At 46.3% G+C, this 26231-nt stretch carries 17 protein-coding genes and 1 pseudogene; 10 read left to right on the top strand and 8 right to left on the bottom strand.

The window, feature by feature from the left end:
- Window positions 1-9 precede the first annotated feature (9 nt).
- The 5 genes from zapD to pilB form a co-directional block, all read right to left on the bottom strand.
- Window positions 10-744 carry a cell division protein ZapD gene (gene zapD / locus CEQ32_RS14060; protein WP_037413632.1) on the bottom strand — a complete coding sequence of 245 codons (735 nt, stop codon included), beginning with the start codon at window positions 742-744 and terminating at the stop codon, window positions 10-12.
- The gene (gene coaE / locus CEQ32_RS14055) at window positions 737-1354 is read right to left on the bottom strand and encodes a dephospho-CoA kinase (RefSeq protein ID WP_047534370.1); all 618 of its coding nucleotides are present in this window, start codon (window positions 1352-1354) and stop codon (window positions 737-739) included. The genes zapD and coaE overlap by 8 nt, the downstream gene beginning before the upstream one ends.
- 131 nt (window positions 1355-1485) lie before the next feature.
- Window positions 1486-2412, bottom strand: a complete 927-nt coding sequence (locus tag CEQ32_RS14050) for a prepilin peptidase (protein WP_088586233.1) — start codon at window positions 2410-2412, stop codon at window positions 1486-1488.
- Between the two features lie 134 nt (window positions 2413-2546).
- Window positions 2547-3818, bottom strand: a complete 1272-nt coding sequence (locus CEQ32_RS14045) for a type II secretion system F family protein (RefSeq protein ID WP_047534376.1) — start codon at window positions 3816-3818, stop codon at window positions 2547-2549.
- Between the two features lie 118 nt (window positions 3819-3936).
- Window positions 3937-5646, bottom strand: coding sequence for a type IV-A pilus assembly ATPase PilB (gene pilB, locus CEQ32_RS14040; RefSeq protein WP_088586232.1), 1710 nt, complete (start codon window positions 5644-5646; stop codon window positions 3937-3939).
- Window positions 5647-6397: 751 nt separating this feature from the next.
- On the opposite strand from pilB, the gene CEQ32_RS14035 reads away from it, so the two are divergent.
- Entirely contained in the window at window positions 6398-7390 is a 993-nt protein-coding gene (locus tag CEQ32_RS14035) for an O-antigen ligase family protein (protein ID WP_192959124.1), read from the top strand.
- 47 nt (window positions 7391-7437) lie between these two features.
- On the opposite strand, the gene CEQ32_RS23285 is transcribed toward CEQ32_RS14035, so the two are convergent.
- From CEQ32_RS23285 to nadC, 3 genes are all read right to left on the bottom strand, one after another.
- A complete protein-coding gene (locus CEQ32_RS23285; protein WP_088586230.1) occupies window positions 7438-7851 on the bottom strand; it encodes a pilin in 414 nt (137 codons plus the stop codon).
- 190 nt (window positions 7852-8041) lie between these two features.
- Window positions 8042-8941, bottom strand: coding sequence for an IS982 family transposase (locus tag CEQ32_RS14025; protein WP_088585327.1), 900 nt, complete (start codon window positions 8939-8941; stop codon window positions 8042-8044).
- Window positions 8942-9471: 530 nt separating this feature from the next.
- Window positions 9472-10353: a carboxylating nicotinate-nucleotide diphosphorylase gene (nadC, locus tag CEQ32_RS14020; RefSeq protein WP_088586229.1), complete on the bottom strand. Its 882-nt coding sequence runs from the start codon at window positions 10351-10353 to the stop codon at window positions 9472-9474.
- 237 nt (window positions 10354-10590) lie between these two features.
- Between nadC and ampD the strand changes: the two genes are divergently transcribed.
- The 9 genes and pseudogenes from ampD to CEQ32_RS13975 all read left to right on the top strand — a co-directional run bounded on the left by ampD (window position 10591) and on the right by CEQ32_RS13975 (window position 26112).
- Window positions 10591-11136 carry a 1,6-anhydro-N-acetylmuramyl-L-alanine amidase AmpD gene (gene ampD, locus CEQ32_RS14015; RefSeq protein WP_088586228.1) on the top strand — a complete coding sequence of 182 codons (546 nt, stop codon included), beginning with the start codon at window positions 10591-10593 and terminating at the stop codon, window positions 11134-11136.
- A gap of 230 nt (window positions 11137-11366) precedes the next feature.
- Window positions 11367-12218, top strand: a complete 852-nt coding sequence (gene ampE, locus CEQ32_RS14010) for a beta-lactamase regulator AmpE (protein ID WP_088586227.1) — start codon at window positions 11367-11369, stop codon at window positions 12216-12218.
- Between the two features lie 396 nt (window positions 12219-12614).
- Complete coding sequence (gene pdhR, locus CEQ32_RS14005) at window positions 12615-13367, top strand: pyruvate dehydrogenase complex transcriptional repressor PdhR (RefSeq protein WP_011070781.1); 753 nt, start codon at window positions 12615-12617, stop codon at window positions 13365-13367.
- An 80-nt stretch (window positions 13368-13447) separates the two neighbouring features.
- Window positions 13448-16114, top strand: coding sequence for a pyruvate dehydrogenase (acetyl-transferring), homodimeric type (gene aceE, locus CEQ32_RS14000; protein WP_037413614.1), 2667 nt, complete (start codon window positions 13448-13450; stop codon window positions 16112-16114).
- Window positions 16115-16126: 12 nt separating this feature from the next.
- Window positions 16127-18169: a pyruvate dehydrogenase complex dihydrolipoyllysine-residue acetyltransferase gene (gene aceF, locus CEQ32_RS13995; protein WP_088586226.1), complete on the top strand. Its 2043-nt coding sequence runs from the start codon at window positions 16127-16129 to the stop codon at window positions 18167-18169.
- 149 nt (window positions 18170-18318) lie between these two features.
- Window positions 18319-19746 carry a dihydrolipoyl dehydrogenase gene (gene lpdA / locus CEQ32_RS13990; protein ID WP_011715641.1) on the top strand — a complete coding sequence of 476 codons (1428 nt, stop codon included), beginning with the start codon at window positions 18319-18321 and terminating at the stop codon, window positions 19744-19746.
- Between the two features lie 167 nt (window positions 19747-19913).
- A pseudogene (locus CEQ32_RS13985) lies at window positions 19914-20336 on the top strand (hypothetical protein); the annotation flags it as partial.
- Between the two features lie 69 nt (window positions 20337-20405).
- Window positions 20406-22019, top strand: coding sequence for an IS1634-like element ISShes12 family transposase (locus CEQ32_RS13980; RefSeq protein ID WP_088586043.1), 1614 nt, complete (start codon window positions 20406-20408; stop codon window positions 22017-22019).
- Window positions 22000-26112, top strand: coding sequence for an EAL domain-containing protein (locus CEQ32_RS13975; protein ID WP_226871923.1), 4113 nt, complete (start codon window positions 22000-22002; stop codon window positions 26110-26112). The genes CEQ32_RS13980 and CEQ32_RS13975 overlap by 20 nt, the downstream gene beginning before the upstream one ends.
- Window positions 26113-26231: the final 119 nt, after the last annotated feature.

The raw sequence follows: 26231 nt of genomic DNA, 5'->3' as shown, positions 1-26231 counted from the left end.
GTAAAGGCTTCACGCGCAGGTCGCTAGTAAGAATTCGATGCTTCGGTCTGAGTGGCGTTGTTGATCGAATTGTACAAAATGAATGGCATAACGATTTTTATGGCCACTGATCGTGGGATAACAACCGTGGGAAGCATCGACTTTGACTCTAACTAATGACAGGGCTTGAGTGCTATCCCCTTGATAAAAACCGGCATGAGCGGTGGCATTATCGAAATCAGCGGTACTGCGGGTCAGTTGAAGCAAAAGCGTGATGGGTGTGAGTAGGGGATCGAAGTGACTTATCCAAGCTTGATAATCCTGGCGTCTTTCTTCCCAGGGTTTGGCGAGCCAAAAATGCAGTTGGGGAAGGTCGAAGTTACAGCAGGCACCTGGCATACCAAAGCGTTGCCTGAGCGCTGATAAGAATCTGTCTTGCTTTAGCTGGCTCCCACAGCGTTCGGGGCGTTGTAATGGTTCTCTGGCTTGGGTTAAGGCTTGAATATAAAAGCGGATTTGTTCGCTATCGACATGCTCGAGTTCTTGCCATTTGCTCAGTTGCAGTAGATTTCGCTCGATATCTTTGAGGACCTCATTGCGGTAGTCGCAGCGCTCCGAGAGCTCGCACAGGGAAAACAGAGGGTAGAAACATCTATGCTGGTGGTCGTGATTTAGGTTATTACAGAGCTGCTTGTTGAGGTATTCGAGCCGCAAGTAGCTGCGGATCTTCTCATTTAAAGGCTGTTCATAAACTAAGTCAGTCATGGGCGTTGTGATTACCAGATAATTGTAAATAGCGCTGATGCAATGCTTGCACCTCTTGTTTTAGCGTTGATATCTCTCCCTGATTATCAATAATGTCATCGGCTCTAGCGAGTTTTTCACTGCGGCTACACTGGCTCTCAATGATGTTATTTACTTGAGTTGCATCGACATTGTCCCGCTTTACGGTACGGCTTATTTGTAATTCTGGCGAAATATCCACCACTAAAGTCCGATTGACTAACCTATCTAACCCGTTCTCAAATAGCAAGGGTACAACCATAATTACATAGTCTGAGGTGGCATTTTTGACTTGCAAAAGCATTTCTTGGCGGATCATAGGGTGCAGCAGTTGATTTAACCACTGACGCGCTTGTTCATCGCTAAACACTCGCTGCCTAAGTTTTGCGCGGTCAAGCTCGCCCGAAGCCGTTAAGATTTCTGTCCCAAAATGGTCAATAATGGCGTTTAATCCGTAGGTGCCTGGTGCGACGACTTCTCGGGCAACGACATCGGCATCGACTAGGCAAACACCTTCTGCCGCGAACAGATTCGCCACGGTCGTTTTACCACTGCCAATCCCGCCCGTTAAACCGACAACAAATTTGGACATAAAACTCTCTTAAAAGCGATGAAGGACGTGACGCTGCTAGGACCTAGAACGGACTAGACTTCGTCCTGCTAGGGCGTCGCTGCGCTCCTTCTAGAACCTAAAGCCTAGAATCTATAAGGCCGAAGCCAGTTCTATAACGTACTTAAATACCAATCCACAATAGGTTGACCCCATATTAGGGCGATCCAACCTGCGGCGGCAATGTAAGGACCAAAGGGAATCGGATTTGCCAGTTGATTACGTTTGGTCAAGATCAGCGTGATGCCTACGAGGGCACCCACTAAGGATGAAAGTAAAATCACCAGTGGCAACATTTGCCAACCAAGCCAAGCACCAAATACGGCAAGCAGTTTAAAGTCACCATAGCCCATGCCTTCTTTACCGGTTAACAGCTTAAATAGCCAAAAAATCGACCATAAACTTAAATAGCCTACTGCGGCACCAATAATCGCATCGGTTGGGTTGGTAAAGGTATGGTTGAGGTTAATGAGTAGTCCTAACCATAGCAGGGGAAGTGTCATCTGGTCGGGAAGCAGCATTTCATCCAGATCGATTCCGGTGAGCGCAATCAATACAAAGGTTAATACTGCAGCAAACACAAATTGCCCGCTGGGGCCAAAATGCCAAGCCAATGTAGCAATGAGTAAACCAGTTATCAATTCAATGATTGGGTAACGGGCGGAGATTGGCGCGCTGCAGGCTGCGCATTTTCCTCTGAGCATTAACCAGCCCATAATCGGCAAATTATGCCAAGGCTTGATGGCGGTTTTACATTTAGGGCAGGCAGAACCTGGTACCACTAGATTGTATTTTTCAGGATAGTTATCTATAGGCTTGTTAAGCTTTTCTAAACCGACTTGTTTGACTACATCTGCATGATATTCCTGCAGATACTGATTACATTCCTGTTGCCATTCGCGCTTCATCATCACCGGAAAACGATGGATAACCACATTTAAAAAACTGCCAATAGTTGCGGCAAACACAAAACTTAAGCAGATAAAAAGCCATGGTGCTTGGTCAAAAGTGTGACCCAATAAAGTGAAAAATTCAGTCATTATTCTTACTTAATTATATTGTTCAATGTAAAACGGATTTTAGGCCTCTAGGACGCTTCGCTGCTCTAGAACCTAGAATCCATAAGGGCGTAGCCCGTTTTGCTTTTTCTGGCTGCTGCGGTTTTTGCAACGTTCTAGCCACCAACCACTTTACCCATTTGGAAGATGGGTAAATACATAGCGACAATAAGACCACCAACAACAGTACCAATGACCACCATCATGATAGGTTCAATTAGGCTGGATAAACCATCGACAGCGTCGTCTACTTGCATCTCATAGATAGTTGAAACTTTATTAAGCATATTATCAAGAGAGCCTGATTCTTCGCCAATCATCACCATTTGGATCAGCATATCGGGGAACAGCCCTGTGGTTCGCATTGCCACGTTCATTTGCATCCCGGCCATCACTTCCTGGCGGATTTTTAAGATGGCTTTACGGTATACCGCATTGCCCGATGCCCCTGCGGCTGATTCTAAGCCGTCGATTAAGGGGACACCAGCGGCAAAGGTGGTGGCTAAGGTACGGGCAAAACGCGCCATAGCGCCTTTGTGTAGAATGGGACCAATAGCTGGAATTTTTAAGATGACTTCGTCAACTCTGTCTCTCACGATTTGTGAGTTCCTATGAGCCCTCACAAATAAAAATACGCCAGCCACTATGGCACCCAAAAAGATATACCAAGAGGATTGTAAGCCGCGGGAGATTTGCAGCACTAATTGGGTAAAAGCAGGCAACTCGGCCCCAAAGCCCTTAAAAATATCTTCAAATTGTGGCACCACAAACAGTAATAATAGTGCTGTTACTAAAATAGCGACTATTACTACTGCTGCCGGATAAAACATGGCTTTTTTAATCTTAGATTTTAATGCTTCAGATTTTTCACGGTAGGTCGCAATACGATCAAACACTACATCGAGTGAGCCTGAATGTTCACCCGCAGCAACTAAGTCAACATAGAGATCATCAAAATAGCGTCGGTGGGGGCGTAAAGCATCGGATAAGGGAATACCTGATTGGATCTCCGATAGAATTGTCGCTAACAGCTCACGCATTTTTGCTTTTTCATGGCCGCGACCCAGTAGTTCAATGGTAGTCACTAATGGCACCCCAGCGGCAAGCATGGTGGCAATTTGCCGAGTTACCATCGCAATATCCATAGGGGTAATTTTGGCATCGCCTAATTTAAATAAGGCGGCCGATTGTTTGCGAACGGTTTTAGGATTTACCCCTTGAGATTTTAACTTGCTACGAACCTCAGCAGCAGAGGCCCCCCTCAGTTCGCCACTGGTTTTTTGACCGTCGCGATTAACACCTTTCCATTCAAAGGTATAAATTTTAGGTTGGCTTTTTTGCTCAATCTTTTTTGGGCGAGGCTTTTTTACTGTGGTTGCCGTAGCCATAAATTATCCCTGTTGGTTGTAAAGCTAAGAAGGACGTTGCTGACAACTGTTAGAACGCTCGCATGCTCGCTCTAGCATCTAGAGCCTAGCTTCTAAAAGGGCGCAGTCCGTCCCGCTATTAAAAACTGGTTACCCGATTCACTTCGGCAATACTGGTGACACCTTGGATCACTTTTAGTAGCCCTGATTGACGCAGATCGCGCATCCCTTGTGCTTTAGCTTGGCCTGCAATTTGTAATGAATTACCCCCTTCCATAATAGTACGGGCAATTTCATCTGACATCTTCATCACTTCGTAAATGCCGACCCGTCCTTTATAGCCACCAGAACAATGCTCACAACCCACGGGTTTATAGGTGGTAAACCCTTGGGCGATTTGTGCATCACTAAAGCCTAAACGTTGTAGCTCATGTTCAGGTATTTGTTCGGGTTGCTTGCATTCAGGGCAAAGTCGCCGTGCAAGTCGTTGAGCAATAATTAAATTAACTGAGCTGGCAATATTATAGCCGGGTACGCCCATATTAATTAAACGGGTGAGTGTTTCTGCCGCCGAGTTGGTATGCAGTGTTGATAATACTAAATGGCCAGTTTGTGCCGCTTTAATGGCAATTTCGGCGGTTTCAAGGTCACGGATTTCGCCGACCATCACCACATCGGGGTCTTGGCGCAAAAAGGAGCGTAGTGCCGAGGCGAAGGTTAAACCCGCTTTTAAATTAATATGAACTTGGTTTACACCCTCAAGGTTAATTTCCACCGGATCTTCGGCAGTGGAGATATTACGCTCGGCGGTATTGAGGATATTTAAGCCGGTGTAGAGCGAAACGGTTTTACCCGAACCCGTGGGGCCTGTGACCAGAATCATCCCTTGGGGTTTAGCCAGCATCTCAAGGTAAAGCTTTTCTTGATCGGGTTCGTAACCTAGTTTTTCAATGCCTAATTGTGCGGATGAGGAATCCAATATCCGCATTACAATCTTCTCGCCCCACAGGGTCGGCAGGGTGCTTACCCGAAAGTCGATGGACTTAGTGCGGGATAGCTTCATTTTAATCCGGCCATCTTGGGGGACGCGGCGCTCGGCAATATCGAGTTTTGACATTACCTTTAAGCGCGCCGAGAGTCGCCCAGCTAAACTAATGGGCGGTTCGGAGACTTCATGCAAAATACCATCGATACGAAAACGGATACGATAGCGTTTTTCATAGGGCTCAAAATGTAAGTCTGAAGCGCCCTTACGAATAGCATCGGTTAATATCTTATTGATATAAATGACGATAGGGGCATCATCACTGGATTCACCAGCATTGTCTTCATTGCGTTTATCGGTATCGGTAACTTCAATACCAGCAAGTGCTGCTTCATCCATGCCGCTTAAATCAAGGCCAGTAATATCTTCTTCTAGTACCTTTTCAAGGGCCTTAGCGAGCTTATCTTCTTCCACCAAAATCGCTTCGGCATGTAGGCCAGCACTAAATTGGAATTCCTCAAGGGCGGCAATATTTGTGGGGTCGGAAGTGGCGATATAGAGGCGATTGCCGCGCTTAAATAGCGGTAAGCAGCGGTGTTTTTCAATCAGTTTTTTATTCAGAAACTCTTCAGGGATGGCGCTAACATCAAATTCGGCTAAATCCAACAGCGGAGTGCCATATTCCTCATAGCAAAGCTCGGCAATACTGCGAGCAGACACGAGCTTAGTTTGCACTAAGGTAGTGACTAAGGTCTGTTTGTTTTGGCGGGATTTGGTGATGGCACTCGCCATCTGCTCTTCATTAAGCAGACCTTTACGGATGAAAAGGGTGGATAATCCCAGGTGAAGGCCAGCGGATGGCATGAAAAACTCCTATCTCCATTAGTTTTTCCATCATAGCGGCAAAATGGTTATTTGTCATATATAAAAAAGCTCAAATAATCACAAAAAAATGAGTATCATCATAAGGATGCGAATTTATGTACAGCTTTCAAAAATGGCTATATTTTACCATAAACTGTACTGTGGATTAATGGTCGATAAATAACAATGCCTTATAATAAAGTCACTTCGATTTACTTGACTAGAACGCGTAAATAATCGGTGATTTGGTGATGCACTTTAACGCCAATATTGTGGGATAAATACGTGATGGAATGCTCAATTAAGGAAACAGATATTGCAATCAACTCCGATTTTTAGCCGGATTATCCTGCTCACTTTCTTCGCGCTATTTTTACTTGGCTCGGTATTATCAGGTTATATCACAGGATATCTGGGGGTGGATAACGCTTACGATCTTAAGCGAATCCTAGTAATTATATTTATCGTGTGTTCAGCGGTTGGCCTTTTGTGGCGATCGAGTATTCCGATGATAGCCCCATCGCCTTTTACACTTTGGGTGGTGGTAAGCCTATTTATACTTGGTTTTATATCAACCCTTTTTAGCCAGCATCCATTTTGGTCATTACTTGAATTAGCCAACTTTTTTTTGCTGCTCTGTTTGTTTTATATCTTAGGTGTACTCATAACTGACATTGGCAGAAATCTGACGCTACAATATTTTTTTGGATTTGCATTATTTTTCTCGATTTGTATTGCGGTTAAGTTTTTTTTGCTGCTGTTTTTTCATGCACTCGATGCTAATCGGCCAGATGTGCATTCTTTAGTGGCAGGCTTTATGAATGTAAGGTTTTTCAATCAATTGCAAGTTATGCTGCTACCGTTGTTGTGTTTGTCTTTTTATATCGAACCACTTAAAAAATATAAACGGGCAGCCATGGTGACCTTTAGTGTGTTGTGGTTAATCCTGCTGCAATCAGAGGCTCGCGGCGCAGTATTAGCGCTGGTAGTGGCGGCTGTTGTGGTATATCGCTTTTTATCTACCGATCTGCGTAAAGGGTTTATTCGCCCTATTTTAAAGGCGGTGGCTTTCGGCACGCTTTTATGGCTGGTGCTGATCATTATTATTCCACTGTTTATTTTTGATAGCCCAATTTGGCAATTAAGAACCAATAGCTCTGGCCGTATTGATATGTGGATTTATATTTTGCATGCGATCCCTGAACGTATTGGCTTAGGTTACGGGCCAATGAGTTTTGCATGGGCAGAAGCAAGACCTTTACCTAATGCTCACCCACATAATGCCCTCATGCAGTTTTTATATGAGTTTGGTGTGGTTGCGTTTATCTTGGCTACGAGTTGGTCGCTGATAATATTATGGTCAATATTAAAGCGGCTTACCTTATTAGGGGAAAAACCGAGTGAGCATTTAGCTAAAAACTCACAATGTAGCCTCGACACAGGCTCATATATAGGCATAGAGAAGGACACTACCGATATAGTGTTGGCATTTGCACTATGCGCACTATGGATTTATGCCATGTTTGACGGGGTAATTGTCATGCCATTATCCCAAGCATTATTGGTGGCATTATTGGCTGTTAATTGCCGTCACTATCAACTGCGAGTGATTGCATTACCTTGGAAAGTGGTATTAATGGCAGCAGTGATAATCTGTGGTGCACTGTTAATCGCGAGCCTTGGTGATACCGCGCTTAATCCGCAAATGTATCCAAGATTATGGTTAACTGGGATAATTAATTGATAAAAATAAAAAAGCCCCTTTAAGGGGCTTTCTATAAAAGAATAAGATTAGGTACTAGCTTTTACACCTGCACCTTGTTCGCAAAGTTTTACATCATTGTCACCGACAGCTTCAACGGCATAAGCCACAGCGCCAGTTGGTTCTACAGTTGCAGTAATTTTGCAACGAGTTGTAGCGAATGTGTAAGTGCTTTGTTTTTCTGGTTCCATAGTTCCTGTCGCACCAGCAGCTTTAATGTTATCGTTAACTGTCTTACATCCGATGCCTGAACTTACACAAGCAGCAGCAGTAGAAGATAAGCCGCCAATAGTTTTCATTGTTGCACCACCATCAGCAGTAACAACATAATCACGATATGCAGGCAATGCCACAGCTGCCAAAATACCGATAATGGCTACTACAATCATCAGTTCGATCAAGGTAAAACCCTGAGCATTCTTATTCATTTTGATACCTTTCATTTTTAACTCCAATACAGTGCAAAGTGTCATTTATCGATTGTGTTCGTTTCGGCTGCTTATCTTAATTGCTTGGCATGAATTGCTGGTTTTTTGGCTAGCGACAATTCACTTTGAGCTCATTTTGATAAGGAAGGCCGAAACGGCCATCTCGCCTAGGTAAAAGTTAGTACAAAGTTAACCTCAGATCTGGTTAAGCCAGCACTAAATTAGAGCTATCTAACAGTTCAAGCTCCTGAGCTGTTAGATTTAACGATGGCTTTTCTTCTTTTAAACAATATGCAATCAATCCACCAAGTAGATTGAGCATGAACCCATGCTCGCTGCGGTGTCTTGAGTGTTCAATATAGGAAATGTTCTTCAATTGGTCATTCACTGTTTCAATGATGAATCGCTTTTTTAAGATTGCTCTATCCCATAGAGAAATAAACTTTTTCTTCATGTTCTTACGAACTGTGGTGATTAACTCAACGCCCTTTTCCAAAAGCTCACCTGTTAGGGCTTGGCTAATATAGCCTTTATCACCATAAAGCTTACCAAAAAGAGACTCAGCCATTTCACTGACAGGTTGCCTGTCATCGACATTACCTTTCGTCAGTTTTAACGCTACAATTTCACCCAAGTGATTGATAATAAGATGCAGTTTAAATCCAAACGACCAGCCCATAGTTCCCTTTCCATGTTCGGCAATGCCTTCAAAAACCTTATTTCGCTTCGCTCGAATAATATGACAGACTTCAATTTTAGTGGAGTCGACAAACTGAATTCCCGTTGGCTTTCCAAGCTTTGAAGTCAGATAGCTACACATAGGGACAACGACGCTAGGCATTAATGCAAGGAAACGAGTGTAGCTCAACAACTCTGGAAAATAGGGTTTTAGCTGGCGACAAACATAGTGCAGATAATAATTTTTGAAATCTCGGTAATGTGATTGATGGAAATGAATGATAATGGTCATCACTTCTGCGGGAGAAAGGCGACAAGGTCTATTACGCTTCATTTCACCATTATCAAGCAATAAGCGTTGCCAATGTGGGATAAATAACTGACAGAAATCATCGACATCACAGTAAGTTTCAACTAGTTTGTTCATGCTCGTTCCTTTTTCTAATCACTCTTGGTCGAATGATCGGATCAGGGAACGAGCATTTAGTTCCTTTTGGGAGCTAAATTCTTATCCGAAGCTCAGGTAAGTTAAGTAAAATGAAACAACTTTTACGCATAAAGTATTAATTAAATGATTATTTTGTCTAAAAACTTGACGCTAAAACGTATTGCGTTCTAACAAATGTTTGACAATGTTAGTTAAGTTGACGCATTTAACACAGAGTCAAAACATCGACGCGAGTTATACCTGTTTTTAATGTGCGTATTTAGTGGGGTTATGCTGTAAAGGTTGGGAAGATAGAATCTAGGACGTTGCTGCGCAACTGCTAGGACGCTCGCAAGCTCGCTCTAGAAGCTAGAGCTGAAATGCATAAAGCTGGATCCCCTCGTCGATAACTGCTCCTGCGTTATTCTACCTCCTGCATCCATGCAGTCGTTCGCGAGGATGACGGCTTATGGGCTGCTACTAGAACCTAGTACCTAGAATCTATAAGGGCGCAGCCCGCTCTGCTTTTTCTAGCCTTTCAGTCGCATTGATAGGTCTAAAGCGCGGACATGCTTGGTGAGAGCGCCGACGGAAATATAATCCACCCCCGTTTTGGCAAATTCCGCTAAGGTGTCTAAGGTCACATTGCCAGAGACTTCAAGTTTTGCACCTTTACCTTTAGCTTGGCTTTTTGCATTCAGTTCAACCGCTTCGACCATCATAGTGATATCGAAGTTATCTAACATAATGATATCTGCGCCAGAATCCAGTGCTAATGCCAGTTCGGCTAAGGACTCGACTTCGACCTCAACGGGTTTATTGGGGTGTAAACTGCGCGCTGCATCCACCGCTTGGCGAATACCACCACAGGCCATAATGTGATTTTCTTTAATTAAGAAGGCATCAAATAGACCTATACGGTGATTTTTACCGCCGCCACAGGTGACAGCATATTTTTGGGCGGTGCGCAGTCCTGGAATGGTTTTGCGGGTATCGAGCAGCTGTGTGTGAGTGCCTGCAAGTTTGTCTACATAGTGTTTGGTGAGGGTGGCGACACCGGATAAGGTTTGGATAAAGTTCATCGCGGTGCGCTCACCCGTTAATAAGGCGCGAGCGGGGCCGGATAATTCACACAAGACTTGATTGGGTAACACAAGATCGCCATCATCGACATGCCAATGCAGCGCGACTTCGCCACCTAATTGATTAAAGACTTGTTCTGCCCAAGCTTTGCCACAAAAAACCCCTTCTTCGCGGGTGATTAAGGTCGCTTCGGCATATTTATCTGCCGGAATAAGTTCGGCAGTAATGTCACCGTAGGCAATGGTTTTGGTATGCTCGTTGATTTCAGTGCCGCCAAGATCTTCATTGAGCGCGGTTTTTACGGCGTGGCGAATATCGTTTTCTAGCATGATCGGAGTCCTTGCTTTTATACGTCGGGCGAGTGGGCATGGGTTAACATGGGTCAATCGTCTGCCTGCTTGCATTTGGGCTTAAGATTATCATGGCTGCGCCGCTAGGTGCTAGAGCGTCGCTACGCAACTGCTAGGATATAGGGCCTAGAGCGTTGCTGCGCAACTGCTAGGACGCTCGCAAGCTCGCTCTAGAATCTATAAGGGCGCAGCCCGTTCTGCTTTTAAGGAGTAAACATGAGTTTTGAGTTTGGTTGGTATCGCGCGGCGCGGCGCTGTGAATCGCCACATTTTAATCAACGCCCCTTTGGGGAGATTAGTCTGTTGGTGATCCACAATATCAGCCTGCCCGCGGGATGTTTTGGTTTACCTTACATTGATCAATTATTTCAAGGCTGTTTAGATACCAGTGCCGATGAAACTTTCGCCGATTTAGCGGGGCTTAAGGTATCAGCTCATTTTTTAATTCGCCGCGATGGTGAATGTGTGCAGTATGTCAGTTGTGAAGATAGAGCTTGGCACGCTGGCGTGTCCCGTTATGGTGAAAGGGAAAATTGTAATGATTTTTCCATTGGCATTGAGCTCGAAGGGACGGATACTAAGCCCTATACTGCCGCACAATATCAGCAACTTGTTGAATTGACTCAAGCCTTGTTTGCACAATACCCTAGCTTGAGTGTCGAGCGGATTGTTGGGCATTGTGATATTGCGCCAATGCGTAAAACTGACCCTGGCCCAAGCTTTGACTGGGAAAGATATTTAGCAAAGCTTCGCGACTTTTAGAATCTAGGACGTTGCTGCGCAACTGCTAGGACGCTCGCAAGCTCGCTCTAGAATCTAGAGCCTAAAATCTAGATTCTATAAGGGCGCAGCCCGTTCTGCTTTTTCTAGCAGCTGCGCTTTTTGCAGCGCTCTAGAGCCTAGAACCTAGAGCCTAGAACCTAGGGCCTAGCAGGGCGAAGCCCGCTCTGCTTTTTCTAGTCCGTCCTGCTTTTTTACAAGGAGTACTATCGATGGCATTATTTTCATTACTGGTCGCCATTCTTGTGGAGCGACTAAAGTTTCTTCCCGCCTCTTGGCAGTGTGATCGTGTACTGCAATCTTACCAATCCAGCTTTTTTGGCGATAAAGCGTCGCTTAATAACGCTAATATGTTGCTGGCTTTGATATTGCCCGCGGGTGTGGTTTATCTGTTGGGTTGGATTGCGTCGGGTATGTTTTGGGGAGTATTAAGTCTCGCGCTATGGGTGCTGGTGGCGATTATTTGTTTTAATCATCAAAAACAGCGCGATACCTTTAAAAAATATATGCAGGCGGCGTGTCGCTCCGATGTGCAGGCCTGTTATCACTATGCCGCTGAATTAGATTGCAGTGAGTGTTTGGAGGCGGTTTCGGAAAAAGATTTAGGTGCCAAGGTCGGGCAGAGCGTTGCTTGGATTAACTATCGTTACTACGGTGCAGTGGCATTATGCCTTATTTTTCTTGGACCTGTGGGGGCTGTGTTATATTGCACTGCGCGCTTTTATGCGGAGGAAAATATACGTAAGTCACTTAATTTACCGCTGATTGAAGATATTATGTTTGCGTTTGATTGGCTCCCAAGCCGAGTGTTTTCCTTTGGCTATGCGCTCAGTGGTCAGTTTAGTGAAGGGCTCGCGGCGTGGCGCAATAATGCGTTAAATATCAATGCCAGTGCTAGGCAAGTGGTCACTGAAACGGCACTCGCTGCCCAGCCTTTGCCCGAGATGTCTAGCGCGCCTGTTTGTGTGCAGTCGACCTTAGCATTGTTAGTATTAAGCAAACGCAACTTTACGCTGATGGTTGCTGTGTTATCACTGCTGACTATTTTTGGGTTGGTGAGTTAATAAGAAAGACGCAGCTTCTAGAATCTAGGGCGCTTCGCTGCTAGGACGCAGCAAAAAGCGCTGCTCTAGGACGCCACTTCGTGGCTCTAGAATCTAGAGCCTAGAACCTAGCACCTAAAATCTAGAATCTATAAGGGCGCAGCCCGTTCTGCTTTTTCTAGCAGCTGCGCTTTTTGCCGCGCTCCAGAACCTAGCCGCTAGCACCTGCTCTTGCTGTGGTTTAATGGTCTGACCCCATGATGAGTTTTTTAGGCTATGCTCTCTCATCGTGAGCTGTTTTGAGTGAGATCACCTTTTAAGGTTGATTTTCAATCTGGACATCAAAAGTGTGATTTGATAAAGTGCGCTCACTCATAAAAATTGGTAAGACCAATTTACAACGGAGCTGAGCGCCAAATGGCCTATAGTAAAATTAATCAGCCAAAAATTTCTGATGTGATCATGGCGCAACTCGAGCAAATGATCCTCGAAGGCAGTTTACAGCCGGGCCAGAAATTACCACCGGAGCGTGAACTGGCCATCCAGTTCGAAGTATCTCGTCCCTCATTGCGTGAAGCGATTCAAAAACTTGAGGCGAAAGGGCTATTAATGCGCCGTCAAGGCGGCGGTACTTATGTCAAAGAGCAACTCTGGCAGAGTCTTGCCGATCCTATCGTTGAATTAATGACTGCCGATCCAGAAAGCCAATATGACTTGCTGGAGTTTCGTCATGCGACCGAAGGTATGATGGCCTATTTTGCCGCCCTGCGTGGCACAGACGCCGATATGCAAAATATCAAGCGGATGATCCTTGAGGTAGAAGCCGCCACCAATATCGAACAACAAGCTGCTGCTATTGTGCGCTTCTATCGCGCCGTCGCTGAAGCGTCACACAATGTGGCTATGTTGCATCTCGTACTCAGTTTAACCCCTGTGCTGCATAAGAATGTGGCGCAAAACCTGGAGCTTTTAAGCCGCCGCGAAGAAGCTTCCACTATGGCTAACGATCACAGACGTGCTCTGCTCGCTGCTATCGTTCGTCGTGATCCTGAAGCCGCTAGAGAAGCCTCGAATGAACATTTAAGTTACATCGAAGAGGTGATGTTATCTGTGCGGGAAGAAGATAGCCGGTTGCAGCGAAGTTTGCGCCGTTTAAAGAGTGGCGCTTAAGTTCCCGACTTTAGCACTCGCTAAAGCGGAATATGCCGCAAACACCATTCATTATCATGTATATAGAGAAGGACAGTGTCATGTCTGAAGATATGCTACAAGACTTAGATCCGTTAGAGACTCAGGAATGGGTTGATGCCCTGCAAGCAGTATTAGAACAGGAAGGCCCTGAACGCGCCCATTTCTTATTAGAGAAACTGATCGATAAAGCCCGTCGCAATGGCACACACTTGCCTTACACGGCGACCACAGCCTATTTGAACACCATTCCAGCGGGTCAAGAGCCGCACATGCCAGGCAACCAAGAGATGGAACGTCGCATTCGCGCCATCATCCGTTGGAACGCCTTAGCTATGGTTCTGCGTGGTTCTAAGAAAGATTTAGAGTTAGGCGGCCATATTTCGAGTTTCGCGTCGAGTGCAACCATTTATGACGTGTGCTTTAACCACTTCTTCCGTGCGCCAAACGAGAAAGACGGCGGCGACTTAGTGTATTTCCAAGGTCATATTGCCCCAGGTATCTATGCGCGTTCATTCTTAGAAGGTCGTTTAACTGAAGACCAACTGGCTAACTTCCGTCAAGAAGTGGATGGCAAAGGTCTGTCTTCGTATCCGCACCCTAAATTGATGCCTGACTACTGGCAATTCCCAACGGTTTCTATGGGGTTAGGCCCAATTCAAGCGATTTACCAAGCGCGCTTCTTAAAATATCTAACTGACCGTGGTCTGAAAGATTGTTCTGAGCAAACCGTTTACTGCTTCTTAGGTGACGGTGAGTGTGACGAGCCAGAAGCCTTAGGTGCGATTGGTTTAGCCGCCCGTGAAGAATTAGATAACTTAGTCTTTATCATCAACTGTAACCTGCAACGTCTGGACGGCCCAGTACGCGGTAACGGTAAGATCATCCAAGAACTGGAAGGCGAATTCCGCGGCGCTGGCTGGGAAGTCGTGAAAGTGATTTGGGGTCGTTACTGGGACCCATTATTGGCCCGTGATACCAGCGGTAAGTTATTGCAGTTAATGGAAGAAACCGTTGACGGTGAATACCAAAACTGTAAAGCCAAAGGTGGCGCTTATACTCGCGAACACTTCTTCGGCAAATACCCAGAAACCGCCGAAATGGTAGCGAACATGTCAGATGATGACATTTGGCGCTTAAACCGTGGTGGTCATGACCCAGTTAAAGTGTACGCGGCATTAGACCATGCGCGTAAGACTAAAGGTCGCCCAACGGTGATCCTAGCGAAAACCGTTAAAGGTTACGGCCTAGGTGATGCGGGTGAAGGTAAGAACATCGCCCACAACGTGAAGAAAATGGGTATCGAGTCTATCCGTTACTTCCGCGATCGTTTCAATATCCCGATTCCTGACGATCAATTAGAAGATCTGCCGTTCTACCACCCAGGTCCAGATTCGGAAGAAGTGAAGTACATGATGAGCCGTCGTGCCGCGCTGCATGGTAGCGTGCCACAACGTCGTGAGAAGTTCAGCGAAGAGCTGGAAGTGCCATCACTGAAGATTTTCGATTCGATCTTAGCAGGCTCAAATGGCCGTGAAATTTCATCGACCATGGCGTTTGTTCGCGTACTGACTGCGCTGTTAAAAGACAAGAAAATTGGCAAAAACATTGTGCCAATTATTCCTGACGAAGCGCGTACTTTCGGTATGGAAGGTCTGTTCCGCCAAGTGGGTATTTATGCTCACGAAGGCCAAAAATACGTACCGCAAGACTCTGACCAAGTGGCTTACTATCGTGAAGATAAAACCGGTCAAGTGCTGCAGGAAGGTATTAACGAACTGGGTGCAATGTCATCTTGGGTTGCTGCTGCGACCAGCTACTCAGTCAACGATACACCGATGATCCCATTCTACATCTACTACTCAATGTTCGGTTTCCAACGTATTGGCGACATGGCATGGGCTGCGGGTGATATGCGTGCACGTGGTTTCTTAGTCGGTGGTACTTCAGGCCGTACAACACTGAATGGTGAAGGTTTACAGCATCAGGATGGTCACAGTCACGTACTGGCTAACACTATTCCTAACTGTATTACCTACGATCCAACTTACGGTTATGAAATTGCCGTTATCGTTCAAGATGGTATTCGTCGTATGTACGGCGAAAAACAAGAAGATATCTTCTACTACCTGACCACAATGAACGAAAACTACATCCAGCCTGAAATGCCAGAAGGTGCTGAGGAAGGTATCGTTAAAGGTATCTACAAGCTGGAAACGGTGAGTGGTTCTGGTAAAGGCAAAGTGCAGTTACTGAGCTGTGGCACCATTCTTGAGCAAACCCGTAAAGCGGCGCAAGCGCTGGCGAAAGACTTTGGTATCACTGCCGACGTATTTAGCGTGACAAGTTTCAACGAATTGACTCGCGATGGTCAAGCGGCAGAACGTTGGAACATGCTGCACCCAACGCAAACGCCAAAACAAGCGTATATCAGCCAAGTGATCTCGAGTGATGCGCCTGCAATCGCAGCGACTGACTACATGAAGATCTACGGCGAGCAGTTACGTGCATTTATGCCAACCGATTACAAAGTGTTAGGTACTGACGGTTTCGGTCGCTCAGACAGCCGTGACAACCTGCGTCACCACTTCGAAGTGGACGCTAAGTTCATCGTTATCGCGGCACTGAAGTCACTGGTTGATCGTAAAGAGCTTCCTGTTGATGTGTTAGCGAATGCCATCAAGGAATACGGCATCGACGCTGACAAGATCAATCCACAGTACGCGTAAGAGGCAATAAAAATGGCTGAATTAAAAGAAGTTTTTGTTCCTGATATCGGCGGCGATGAAGTACAAGTTATCGAAATCTGTGCTTCTGTGGGCGATACCTTAGCAGCGGAAGAGTCGATTCTGACCGTTGAAAGCGACAAGGCGACCATGGACATTCCTGCGCCTTTCGCGGGTGTGTTAGCCGAATTGAAAGTGGCCGTCGGTGACAAAGTCAGCGAAGGTACCTTAATTGCGATGATGCAAGCAGCGGGCGCATCCGCTCAAGCTGCTGCGCCAGTTGCTCAAGCTGCCTCTCCTGCGCCAGCTCCAGCAGCACCTGCTCCAGTACAAGCGGCTCCTGCCCCTGTAGCTGCCGCGACAGCGACGGGCGCAACCCAAGTGGTTGAAGTCACTGTGCCGGATATCGGTGGTGACACCGATGTGTCTGTTATCGAAGTCTTAGTTGCCGCTGGCGATAAGATTGAGGTTGACGCTGGCCTTATCACGCTTGAAACCGACAAAGCGACTATGGACGTACCATCGCCATTCGCGGGTGTGGTAAAAGAAGTGAAAGTGGCTGTGGGTGACAAGGTTTCCCAAGGCTCATTAGTGATCATGCTCGAAGTGGGTGGCGCAGCTCCTGCTGCCGCTGCTCCACAAGCAAGCGCGCCAGCAGCATCAGCTCCTGTCGCTCAAGCGGCATCTTCCGTCACACAAGCAGCAGCGGCTGTTGCTCCAGTAGCTGCTGCACCAGTGGTTGCCGTTAAAGAAATCCAAGTGCCAGATATTGGTGATGCCAGCAATGTCGATGTGATCGAAGTGCTAGTGTCTGTGGGTGATATGATCACTGCTGACCAAGGTTTGATCACGTTAGAAACCGATAAAGCGACCATGGAAGTGCCTGCGCCATTCGCCGGTAAACTGTTGTCGTTAACCGTTAAAGTGGGTGATAAGGTTTCTCAAGGTAGCGTGATTGCGACGATTGAGACTGTGACTGCTGGTGCAGCTCCTGCGCCAGTAGCTCAAGCCGCAGCGCCAGTTTCTGCACCTGTCGCCCAAGAAGCGGCACCAGCACCTGTTGCAGCCGCGCCGAGCCGTCCACCGGTTCCACATCACCCAAGTGCAGGTGCGCCTGTGTCTACTGGTGCGGTTCATGCGTCTCCTGCGGTTCGCCGTTTGGCCCGTGAATTTGGTGTGGATCTTACTCAAGTGACGGGTTCTGGCCGTAAAGGTCGCATCATGAAGGAAGACGTTCAGGCGTATGTGAAATACGAACTGTCTCGTCCTAAGGCGACAGCGGCAACTTCCGTTGCAGCGGGTAACGGTGGTGGTCTGCAAGTGATTGCCGCACCGAAAGTGGATTTCAGCAAGTTTGGTGAAGTGGAAGAGATTCCATTAAGCCGTATCCAGAAAATCTCTGGTCCAAACCTGCACCGCAACTGGGTAACTATTCCTCACGTGACTCAGTTCGATGAAGCTGATATCACTGAAATGGAAGAGTTCCGTAAGCAGCAGAACGACGCGGCGGCGAAGAAGAAAGCCGATTATAAGATCACTCCGCTGGTCTTTATGATGAAAGCTGTGGCGAAAACGCTGCAACAGTTCCCAGTGTTCAACTCAAGCTTAAGCAGCGACGGTGAATCACTGATCCAGAAGAAGTACTACCACATCGGTGTGGCGGTTGATACGCCAAACGGTTTGGTTGTGCCAGTGGTGCGTGACGTGGATAAGAAAGGCATTATCGAGTTATCTCGTGAGCTGGCCGATATTTCTATCCGTGCTCGCGATGGTAAGCTCAAATCTGCTGATATGCAGGGTAGCTGCTTCACTATTTCAAGCCTAGGTGGCATTGGTGGTACTGCATTTACCCCAATCGTTAACTACCCAGACGTGGCGATTTTAGGTGTGTCTAAATCTGAAATTAAGCCTAAGTGGAATGGTAAAGAGTTCGAGCCTAAATTGATGTTGCCACTGTCGCTATCCTACGATCACCGCGTGATCGATGGTGCAATGGCTGCACGCTTTAGCGTGACCCTGTCAGGAATTCTGTCCGATATTCGTACTTTGATTCTGTAAACAAATAAGGCTGCTCATCTTGAGTGGCCTTTTGTTTATTGTGATCAGTATCAAACACAGGTTAAAATGCGCCCACCTTACGCGCTGGCGCATTTTCGGTTGGCAGGATTACTCCCCTCCAACGGATTGAATGAGAATTAGAGGAAAACATGAGTAACGAAATCAAAACTCAGGTAGTGGTATTAGGTGCAGGTCCTGCGGGATATTCTGCTGCCTTCCGTGCGGCTGACTTAGGTCTGGAAACCGTTATCGTTGAACGTTTTAGCACTTTAGGTGGCGTGTGTTTGAACGTGGGTTGTATCCCATCTAAAGCCCTGTTACACGTTGCTAAAGTCATCGAAGAAGCCAAAGCCGTTGCTGCACACGGTGTGGTGTTCGGCGAGCCAACCATCGATTTAGACAAGTTACGCAGCTTCAAGCAAAAAGTGATCAGCCAGTTGACTGGTGGCTTAGGCGGCATGTCTAAAATGCGTAAAGTAAACGTTGTTAATGGCTTCGGTAAATTTACTGGCCCTAACAGCTTAGAAGTGACTGCTGAAGACGGTACTGTGACCGTTGTTAAGTTTGACCAAGCGATCATCGCTGCGGGTTCTCGCCCAATCAAACTGCCATTCATTCCCCATGAAGACCCACGTATTTGGGATTCGACTGACGCATTAGAACTGAAAGAAGTTCCTGGCAAACTGCTGGTCATGGGCGGCGGTATCATCGGTTTAGAAATGGGTACTGTGTATTCATCTTTAGGCAGTGAAATCGACGTGGTTGAAATGTTCGACCAAGTGATCCCTGCGGCTGACAAAGACGTTGTTCGCGTATTCACTAAGCAAATCAAGAAGAAATTCAACCTGATCCTCGAAACCAAAGTCACTGCGGTTGAAGCCCGTGAAGACGGTATCTATGTTTCGATGGAAGGTAAGAGCGCGCCAACTGAACCAGTACGTTACGATGCGGTATTAGTTGCCATCGGCCGTACTCCTAATGGCAAGCTGATCGACGCTGAAAAAGCAGGCGTTAAGATTGATGAGCGTGGTTTCATCAACGTAGACAAGCAATTACGTACAAACGTACCGCATATCTACGCTATCGGTGACATCGTTGGTCAACCAATGTTGGCTCACAAAGGCGTGCACGAAGGCCACGTAGCGGCCGAAGTGATCGCGGGCATGAAGCATTACTTCGATCCAAAAGTCATCCCATCAATCGCTTACACAGACCCTGAAGTGGCCTGGGTTGGTCTGACTGAGAAAGAAGCGAAAGAGCAAGGTATTGCTTACGAAACAGCGACTTTCCCATGGGCAGCCAGCGGCCGTGCAATCGCTTCAGATTGCAGCGAAGGTATGACTAAGCTGATTTTCGATAAAGACACTCACCGCGTAATCGGTGGTGCTATCGTAGGTGTGAACGGTGGCGAACTGTTAGGCGAAATCGGCCTAGCCATCGAAATGGGTTGTGATGCTGAAGATTTAGCATTAACTATCCACGCTCACCCAACTCTGCACGAGTCAGTGGGTCTAGCGGCTGAAATCTACGAAGGTTCTATTACTGACCTGCCAAACCCAAAGGCAAAGAAAAAGTAATTTAACCTTTGTCTCGTCCTGAAATAAGTTGAGACTTATATTCGTAAAAGCGCCTTTAGGGCGCTTTTTTATTGCCTAAGTAAAAATGTAAAGTTAATGTGAATGTGCGGGTGTATTCAGACTGTTGAACTGCTACAGTAAAACTATGGTGTTAAGTAAGTCGTCAAATGAAAAAAATAATAATCCACTTCCTTTTGGCATCAATATTGGTTTTTTGTTCAGGTCTTCATTCGGCTTGGGCGGGTAGTTTTGTACAACGGGTTTTTTCCGACAGGGACGGACTTGAAGCGACCAGTATTCGCGCGCTCACACTCGATGACCATGGTTTTATATGGGCTGCAACCGAGCAAGGTTTATATCGGGTTAGTAATTCTAAAGTGAGGCGAATTGATAAAACGGGTTCTGAGTTACGCCTTGCTGATGAGTTTTTGACAACAGTTGTCAATATCGATCGCGATATGCTGTTAGTCAGTACCAATGCCGCAACCTATCTTTATGACATCGCAAAAAATCAATTTACCCAGATGGGGTCACCTAATTTATTCCCTCATTTCCCTGGTGGAGTGTTAATCCGTCATTCCGCACCTAATTTTCGATTTAAAAAACTTGACGGCGATCGGTCATTCTGATCTATTACTCTCTTTTGCAGGTAATTCATCATGGCCGCTCCCGCTATCTCTATCCGTAACCTCGACCACCTTGGTTTGGTCGCTGCACTTTGCCAAGAACTCGGCATTGCTCGCATGATTGATGCGGTGCTACCCAAAACGCCGCCCTACAAAGTCTCACATGGTGAAGCGTTGGTGGCGATGATACTGAACGGTCTTGGCTTTCATAGTTCGACCTTGCACATGTTCCCGCAATTCTTTGCCAACAAGCCTGTAGAACGCCTGATTGGCCCGGGGATCTGTGCCGATGACCTCAATGATGATGTGCTCGGCCGCTGCCTTGATGCCCTCTTTGAGGCCGATGTCAGCACGCTTTATCAGGTGATGGCGGAGCAGGTCGTCGAACGATTGGGGCTCAAAAGTACTGCAGTACACCTCGATATCACCAGCTTCCACGTCGATGGCGCCTATGACCAAGCCGATGGCGAGCAGCTCGGTAAGTTGCAATTGGTACGGGGCTATAGCCGCGACCATCGGCCAGAGCTAAACCAGGTTATCCTGGAGCTTATCTGTGAAAATCAGGCCGGCCTGCCCATCTACATGCAAGCCTTGAGTGGTAATAGTAATGATACCAAGGCCTTTGCCCAGACGGTACGGCGCCACTTGAGCAGTCTCAAGGCCGCGCAGGAGAGTCGTTATCTGGTCGGCGATGCGGCGCTGTATTGCGCCGACACCTTGCAACTACTGGCACAACAGCAACAGTTGTTCGTGACTCGTGTGCCTGTCACCCTCAATGAAGCCAAGCGAGCCGTGGCAACCATTGGCACCCAGTCGCTGGTTGCGCTGGGCAATGGCTATCATGGCTGTTGGCAAAGCGCCAATTATGCCGACGTCGCGCAGCGTTGGTTGCTGGTGCGCAGCGAACAGGCCAGCCACCGTGAGCAGCAAACATTAGCCAAAAACCTACTGAAAGACAGCACGCGTGAACTGAAAGCCTTCAACAAATTATGTGCCCAGCGTTTTGCCTGCGAGACCGATGCGCAGGCTGAATTAGCCCGTTTTGCTGTCAGCTTAAATCTGCTGCAACTAGAAGCAGAAGTCGTGAGTGAACCTATCTATGCAGGGCGCGGAAGGCCGCAAAAGGGTGAAATGCCGGTGAGCTACCAATTTCACATCAAGGGGTTAGCCGCAAGTAGCTTGGCGCGGGTGGCTGAGGCGCGCAACCAGACAGGGGTGTTCATCCTCGCGACCAATGATCACAGTGAAACGCTCACCATGGCTGAGCTGTTGGCTACCTATAAAGCCCAGCAGAATGTCGAGCGTGGTTTTAGGTTTCTGAAAAGTCCCGAATTTTTAACCTCCTCGTTATATCTTAAAAAACCGGAACGTATCGAAGCGTTGCTGATGGTGATGACCTGTAGCCTGATGATTTATGCGGCGCTGGAGCACCGGATCCGGCAGGGCTTAGTAGAGCAGAACCGGAGTGTGGCGGACATGAAAAAGAAACCCACGCAAAAACCGACTGCGCGGTGGATTTTTTTACGCTTTGGCGGGGTGCACGAGTACCAGTTGGGAGAGGCGCCACCTCAAGTCACAGGACTCACAGTGGACCAGCAGATCATTCTCGACGTGTTAGGCGAACGGTATCGGCAAATTTATTCCTAAATCAGGTGCGGAAAGTCGGTTAATTTCTGCTGCTCGTAAAAATGCCCAAGAATGGCGCTTGTTGATTGATAACGGCCAGATTTACGACTTATCCCCCTCAACCTTGACCTTAACTTTAGTGAGTCAGTTACCCGTTAATCGCGATCTACCCTGGCGCAAGTTATTGAGCATGCCTGATGGTCAGTTTCTTGTTGCGGGTCAATTTCAATTGTTACTCCTTAACAGTGCCGGGGAAAAAGTTGTTGATTACCAATGGACTGAACCTATGGGCAGTATTCTGGATATGCTTGAGGATTCAAAACAGCGTATTTGGATTGCAACGAGTCGAGGGATTTACCGATTAGAACCAAAAACCTTACAGATTTTCCCTGTTCCTGAATTACCCGATTGGAGCACTGCTATGGCTGAAGGCCATAATGGTGAGATTTGGTTTTCGAGTCGGGCAGGTTTATTAAAGTGGTCTCCAGATACCCATCAGATTGAAAATTATCAACAAGAGCTTAAAACTCAAGCCAATATGGAAACATTAAAGGCGATATTGTTTGATAAATCAGGTTTGATGTGGGTTGGGGGCTCTGGAGATGGTTTAGCCTTACTGGCCTCGCAACCGGATTTCATTCTTGATACTTATACTGGCGAACCGCCACACCAATTATCTGACGCTATGGTGTGGTCGGTGTTTGCGAGTGATGAAGGATTATGGTTTGGGGCGTCAAATGTCAGCTTTGTCGGGCGAAACACTCAAAAAGCAATTACCGTAGATATTGAGGGATTAAAGCCGCACGAGAGTGTTTACGGGATCAGTCGCTTTATTGACCACTATTTATTAGTTTCGACCACGAGTGGTTTGTTTGTCGTGGATAAGTTGACCTTAAAAGGGATCAGTTTTGCCCAGTGGACGCATGGTGGTGAAGCATTTAAAAATAAACTCATCTATGGCACTTATGCCGATCCCAAACTCAAAGGACGGTTTTGGATTGCAACGGGTACGGGGCTGTATTTTTGGGAGCAAGGACTGTTTGAGCCGCAGCCATTTAACTTTGATGGGGCAACTGGGAATTCGCCAGAGCTTAAGCGGCCGACCATTCGTACTTTATATCGAGCCTCTGACGGCAAGTTATGGATAGGTGGACGAAAGGTATTTGGTTATATTGACGAGCAAAATCTTTTTCACGATCAAAGACAATTGTTTAGTGGCTTAAACTCTGTGCCCTCAATTAGCCATATTGAAGAAATATCTCCCGGTGTGATGTGGTTTGGCTCCTATGAAAGGGGCTTATTCGAATTAAATCTCCACGGCGGCAAACTGGTATCGTTAAGTTCACAATGGCAAGTAAATTGTAGTTCGGTATTTTTTATCCAAAAAACAACCAATGCCAATGTCGTTGCCTGTGCTGATTCGCTAATTCGTCAAGATAGAGCGACAGGGCAAATCTCAATGTTTAACCAACTTGATGGCCTAATTTCTAATGAAATGAATGAAGGCGCCTATTTTTATTCTGCCGTTTCAGGTCTGTATATTGGTACTCCTGAAGGGGTGATGAACCTTGATGTGGACAAGATGGTCAACCGTATTGCCGATGATCATGTGATGTTGGAGTCGGTATCGGTTTATTACGACAACAATACCCAAGTTTCGTTGTTACCCAAACCGTTGATGGTGATTAAGCCTGACGCCAATATGGTAAGCCTGCAGATCACTAACCTCGATTATCTTGATGATTCGCCAATACAATTTAAATATCGACTCAGATATCAAGGGGAGGAAGATAACTACGTGCTGCTCCAAGGTGAGTCGCAGGTAAACCTCGCAGGCTTAGCAGCGGGAGAATATCTACTTGAGGTGTTAAGCCAAGTCAATGGAATCTGGTCAGATAAGCCCTTTACTTTTCCCTTCTATGTTGAGCAGCACTGGTGGCTGACTCAAGGGTTTAAAGGTCTATTATTATTAGTGTTTTCAATTATTGCACTGAGTTTAGCGTGGTATCGACAGCGTCAGGTTCGCACCTTTATGGCGATGAACCAAGCGCTAACCGAGAGTGATGATCGTCTCAGGCAATCGTTACGTGGCAGCGACTCTGATCTTTGGGAATGGCACAGGGATAGCCAATGTTTTTATCTCGATAACCGCGGTTATGTCTTGGGAAGTCATGCCAACGAAATTGTACTTACTCTTGAATCACTTCCCGTACATCCTTTGGATCGGGAAAAAGTACTGGTGCAATGGAATAGCATGCTTGCAGGAGAGGTTGATCGGTTTGAAGCCGAATATCGATATCATCGTCGCGATGGTAACTGGGGCTGGTTGAGGGTGCGTGGGCGTCCTGTGGCTCGTAATAAACAAACCCAAGTTATTGAGCGGGTAGCGGGGATTTATAGTGATATAACCTTGCAGCGGCAGCTTGAAGATGAAGTCAGTCTTTTAGCCCAAGCGTTTGAAAATACATCAGAAGGTGTACTTATTTTAGACGTAGATGAAAATATTCGTGTTGCCAATCATGCCGCTCAGCACATTATAGGCTCAGAACAACAGAGCTTAGTCGGCCTATCATTTTCGCAATTTGTGCAAATGAAGGATGGGTTATCTACGGAAGTTGCCCAGTTACTTGGTCAGGATAGCTCATGGACGGGTGAGCGTGAGTTAGTCGGACAAAACGGCCTAGTTTATCCCGTATGGCTTAACGTATCGGTGATGCAGTCACTGAATGAAAATGCCATTCACTATGTAGTAGTATTTTCAGATATCACTGAGCGGAAACGCACCGAGGCCGACCTTAGACGTCTGGCAAATTACGATGTATTAACAGGACTCCCTAACCGTTCGTTATTCGCCAATCGTTTGATGCAATCTATTCAAGCGGCTGAGCAAAGTGGTGAAAAGTTAGCATTGCTGTTTCTTGACCTAGATAGATTTAAGCATGTCAATGATTCCTATGGCCACAGTATGGGCGATGCACTCTTAGTTGAAGCATCTAATCGATTACAATCCTGTATCGGAAGTGACCATTTACTCTGCCGTTTTGGTGGCGATGAATTTGTTATTTTGCTGAAGAATGTTAAAGAGTTAAGTGATATTAACCACTTAGCTGAACAGTTGTTGGCACAAATCGTCGCGCCATTTAGGTTGTTTGGCCGCGAGTTTTATATTTCAACCAGCATTGGGATCAGTATTTGGCCCGATGATGCAATGCAGCCAGAAGCCTTCATAAAAAATGCGGATCTGGCCATGTATCATGCCAAGGAAGAAGGTCGTGGTAACTTCAAATATTATTCATCAGAGCGCAATGCCCAAGCGTTATACCATTTACGTTTGGAGGCTGATTTACGTAAAGCGATAGAGCGGCAAGAATTTGAACTGTATTATCAACCACAAATTGATATTTTGCAGGGGGATAAATTTATTGGCATGGAAGCACTCATTCGTTGGCGACATCCCGTCGATGGTTTTGTGCGACCCGATATTTTTATTAAAGTTGCCGAAGCTTGTGGTTTGGTTGTTGATATTGATCGCTGGGTTTTACGCCGTGCGTGTTCGGATGGGGCAAAATGGGCAATGCAAACCGCTGAGCCATTTAAATTGTCGGTCAATATTTCAGCTGTGCATTTCCGTCAACCAGACTTTATCGATGGCGTGAAGAAAATTCTCGATGCCACCCGTATGCCAGCTTCATCTTTATGCTTAGAAATTACCGAAGGAGTGTTAATGAAAGAGTTGCAAGTGGCTAAAGCCCACTTAATGCAGCTTGACGAGCTTGGCATTGAAGTCGCGATTGACGACTTTGGCACCGGATATTCCTCTTTAGCTTATTTACGCAATTTTGAGGTGAATACACTCAAAATTGACCGTTCATTTTTGATCGATATCGCCTCGAATTCTGCCGATCAGGCTATTGTGAGTAGTATTATTGAATTGGCTCGTAACTTAAAATTAACCGTAGTAGCAGAAGGGGTTGAAACCGTTGAGCAGTTAGAGCAGCTTTTTAGCCGTGGCTGTTATATTGTTCAGGGCTATTACTTTGCCAAACCAATGTCTGTCAGTGATTTTGAAAAATATCTTCAGTTACAGTCTCCGCTTGATTCATTGCAATCTTAATCTGCAATTTATGTGTGCTTAATTGCGCATTTTTAGCCTCGGCTCAAGTTGGGGTTTTATGTTGAATTATCTGTTTACAGCACTTGTGTTTAAACGTAAATGAAATAACGCGATCATTA

Source organism: Shewanella sp. FDAARGOS_354 (genome assembly GCF_002209245.2).
Taxonomy (GTDB): Bacteria; Pseudomonadota; Gammaproteobacteria; order Enterobacterales; family Shewanellaceae; genus Shewanella; species Shewanella xiamenensis.
The sequence above is the reverse complement of the archived record's forward strand: the minus strand, read 5'-3'. Positions and strand labels throughout refer to the sequence as shown.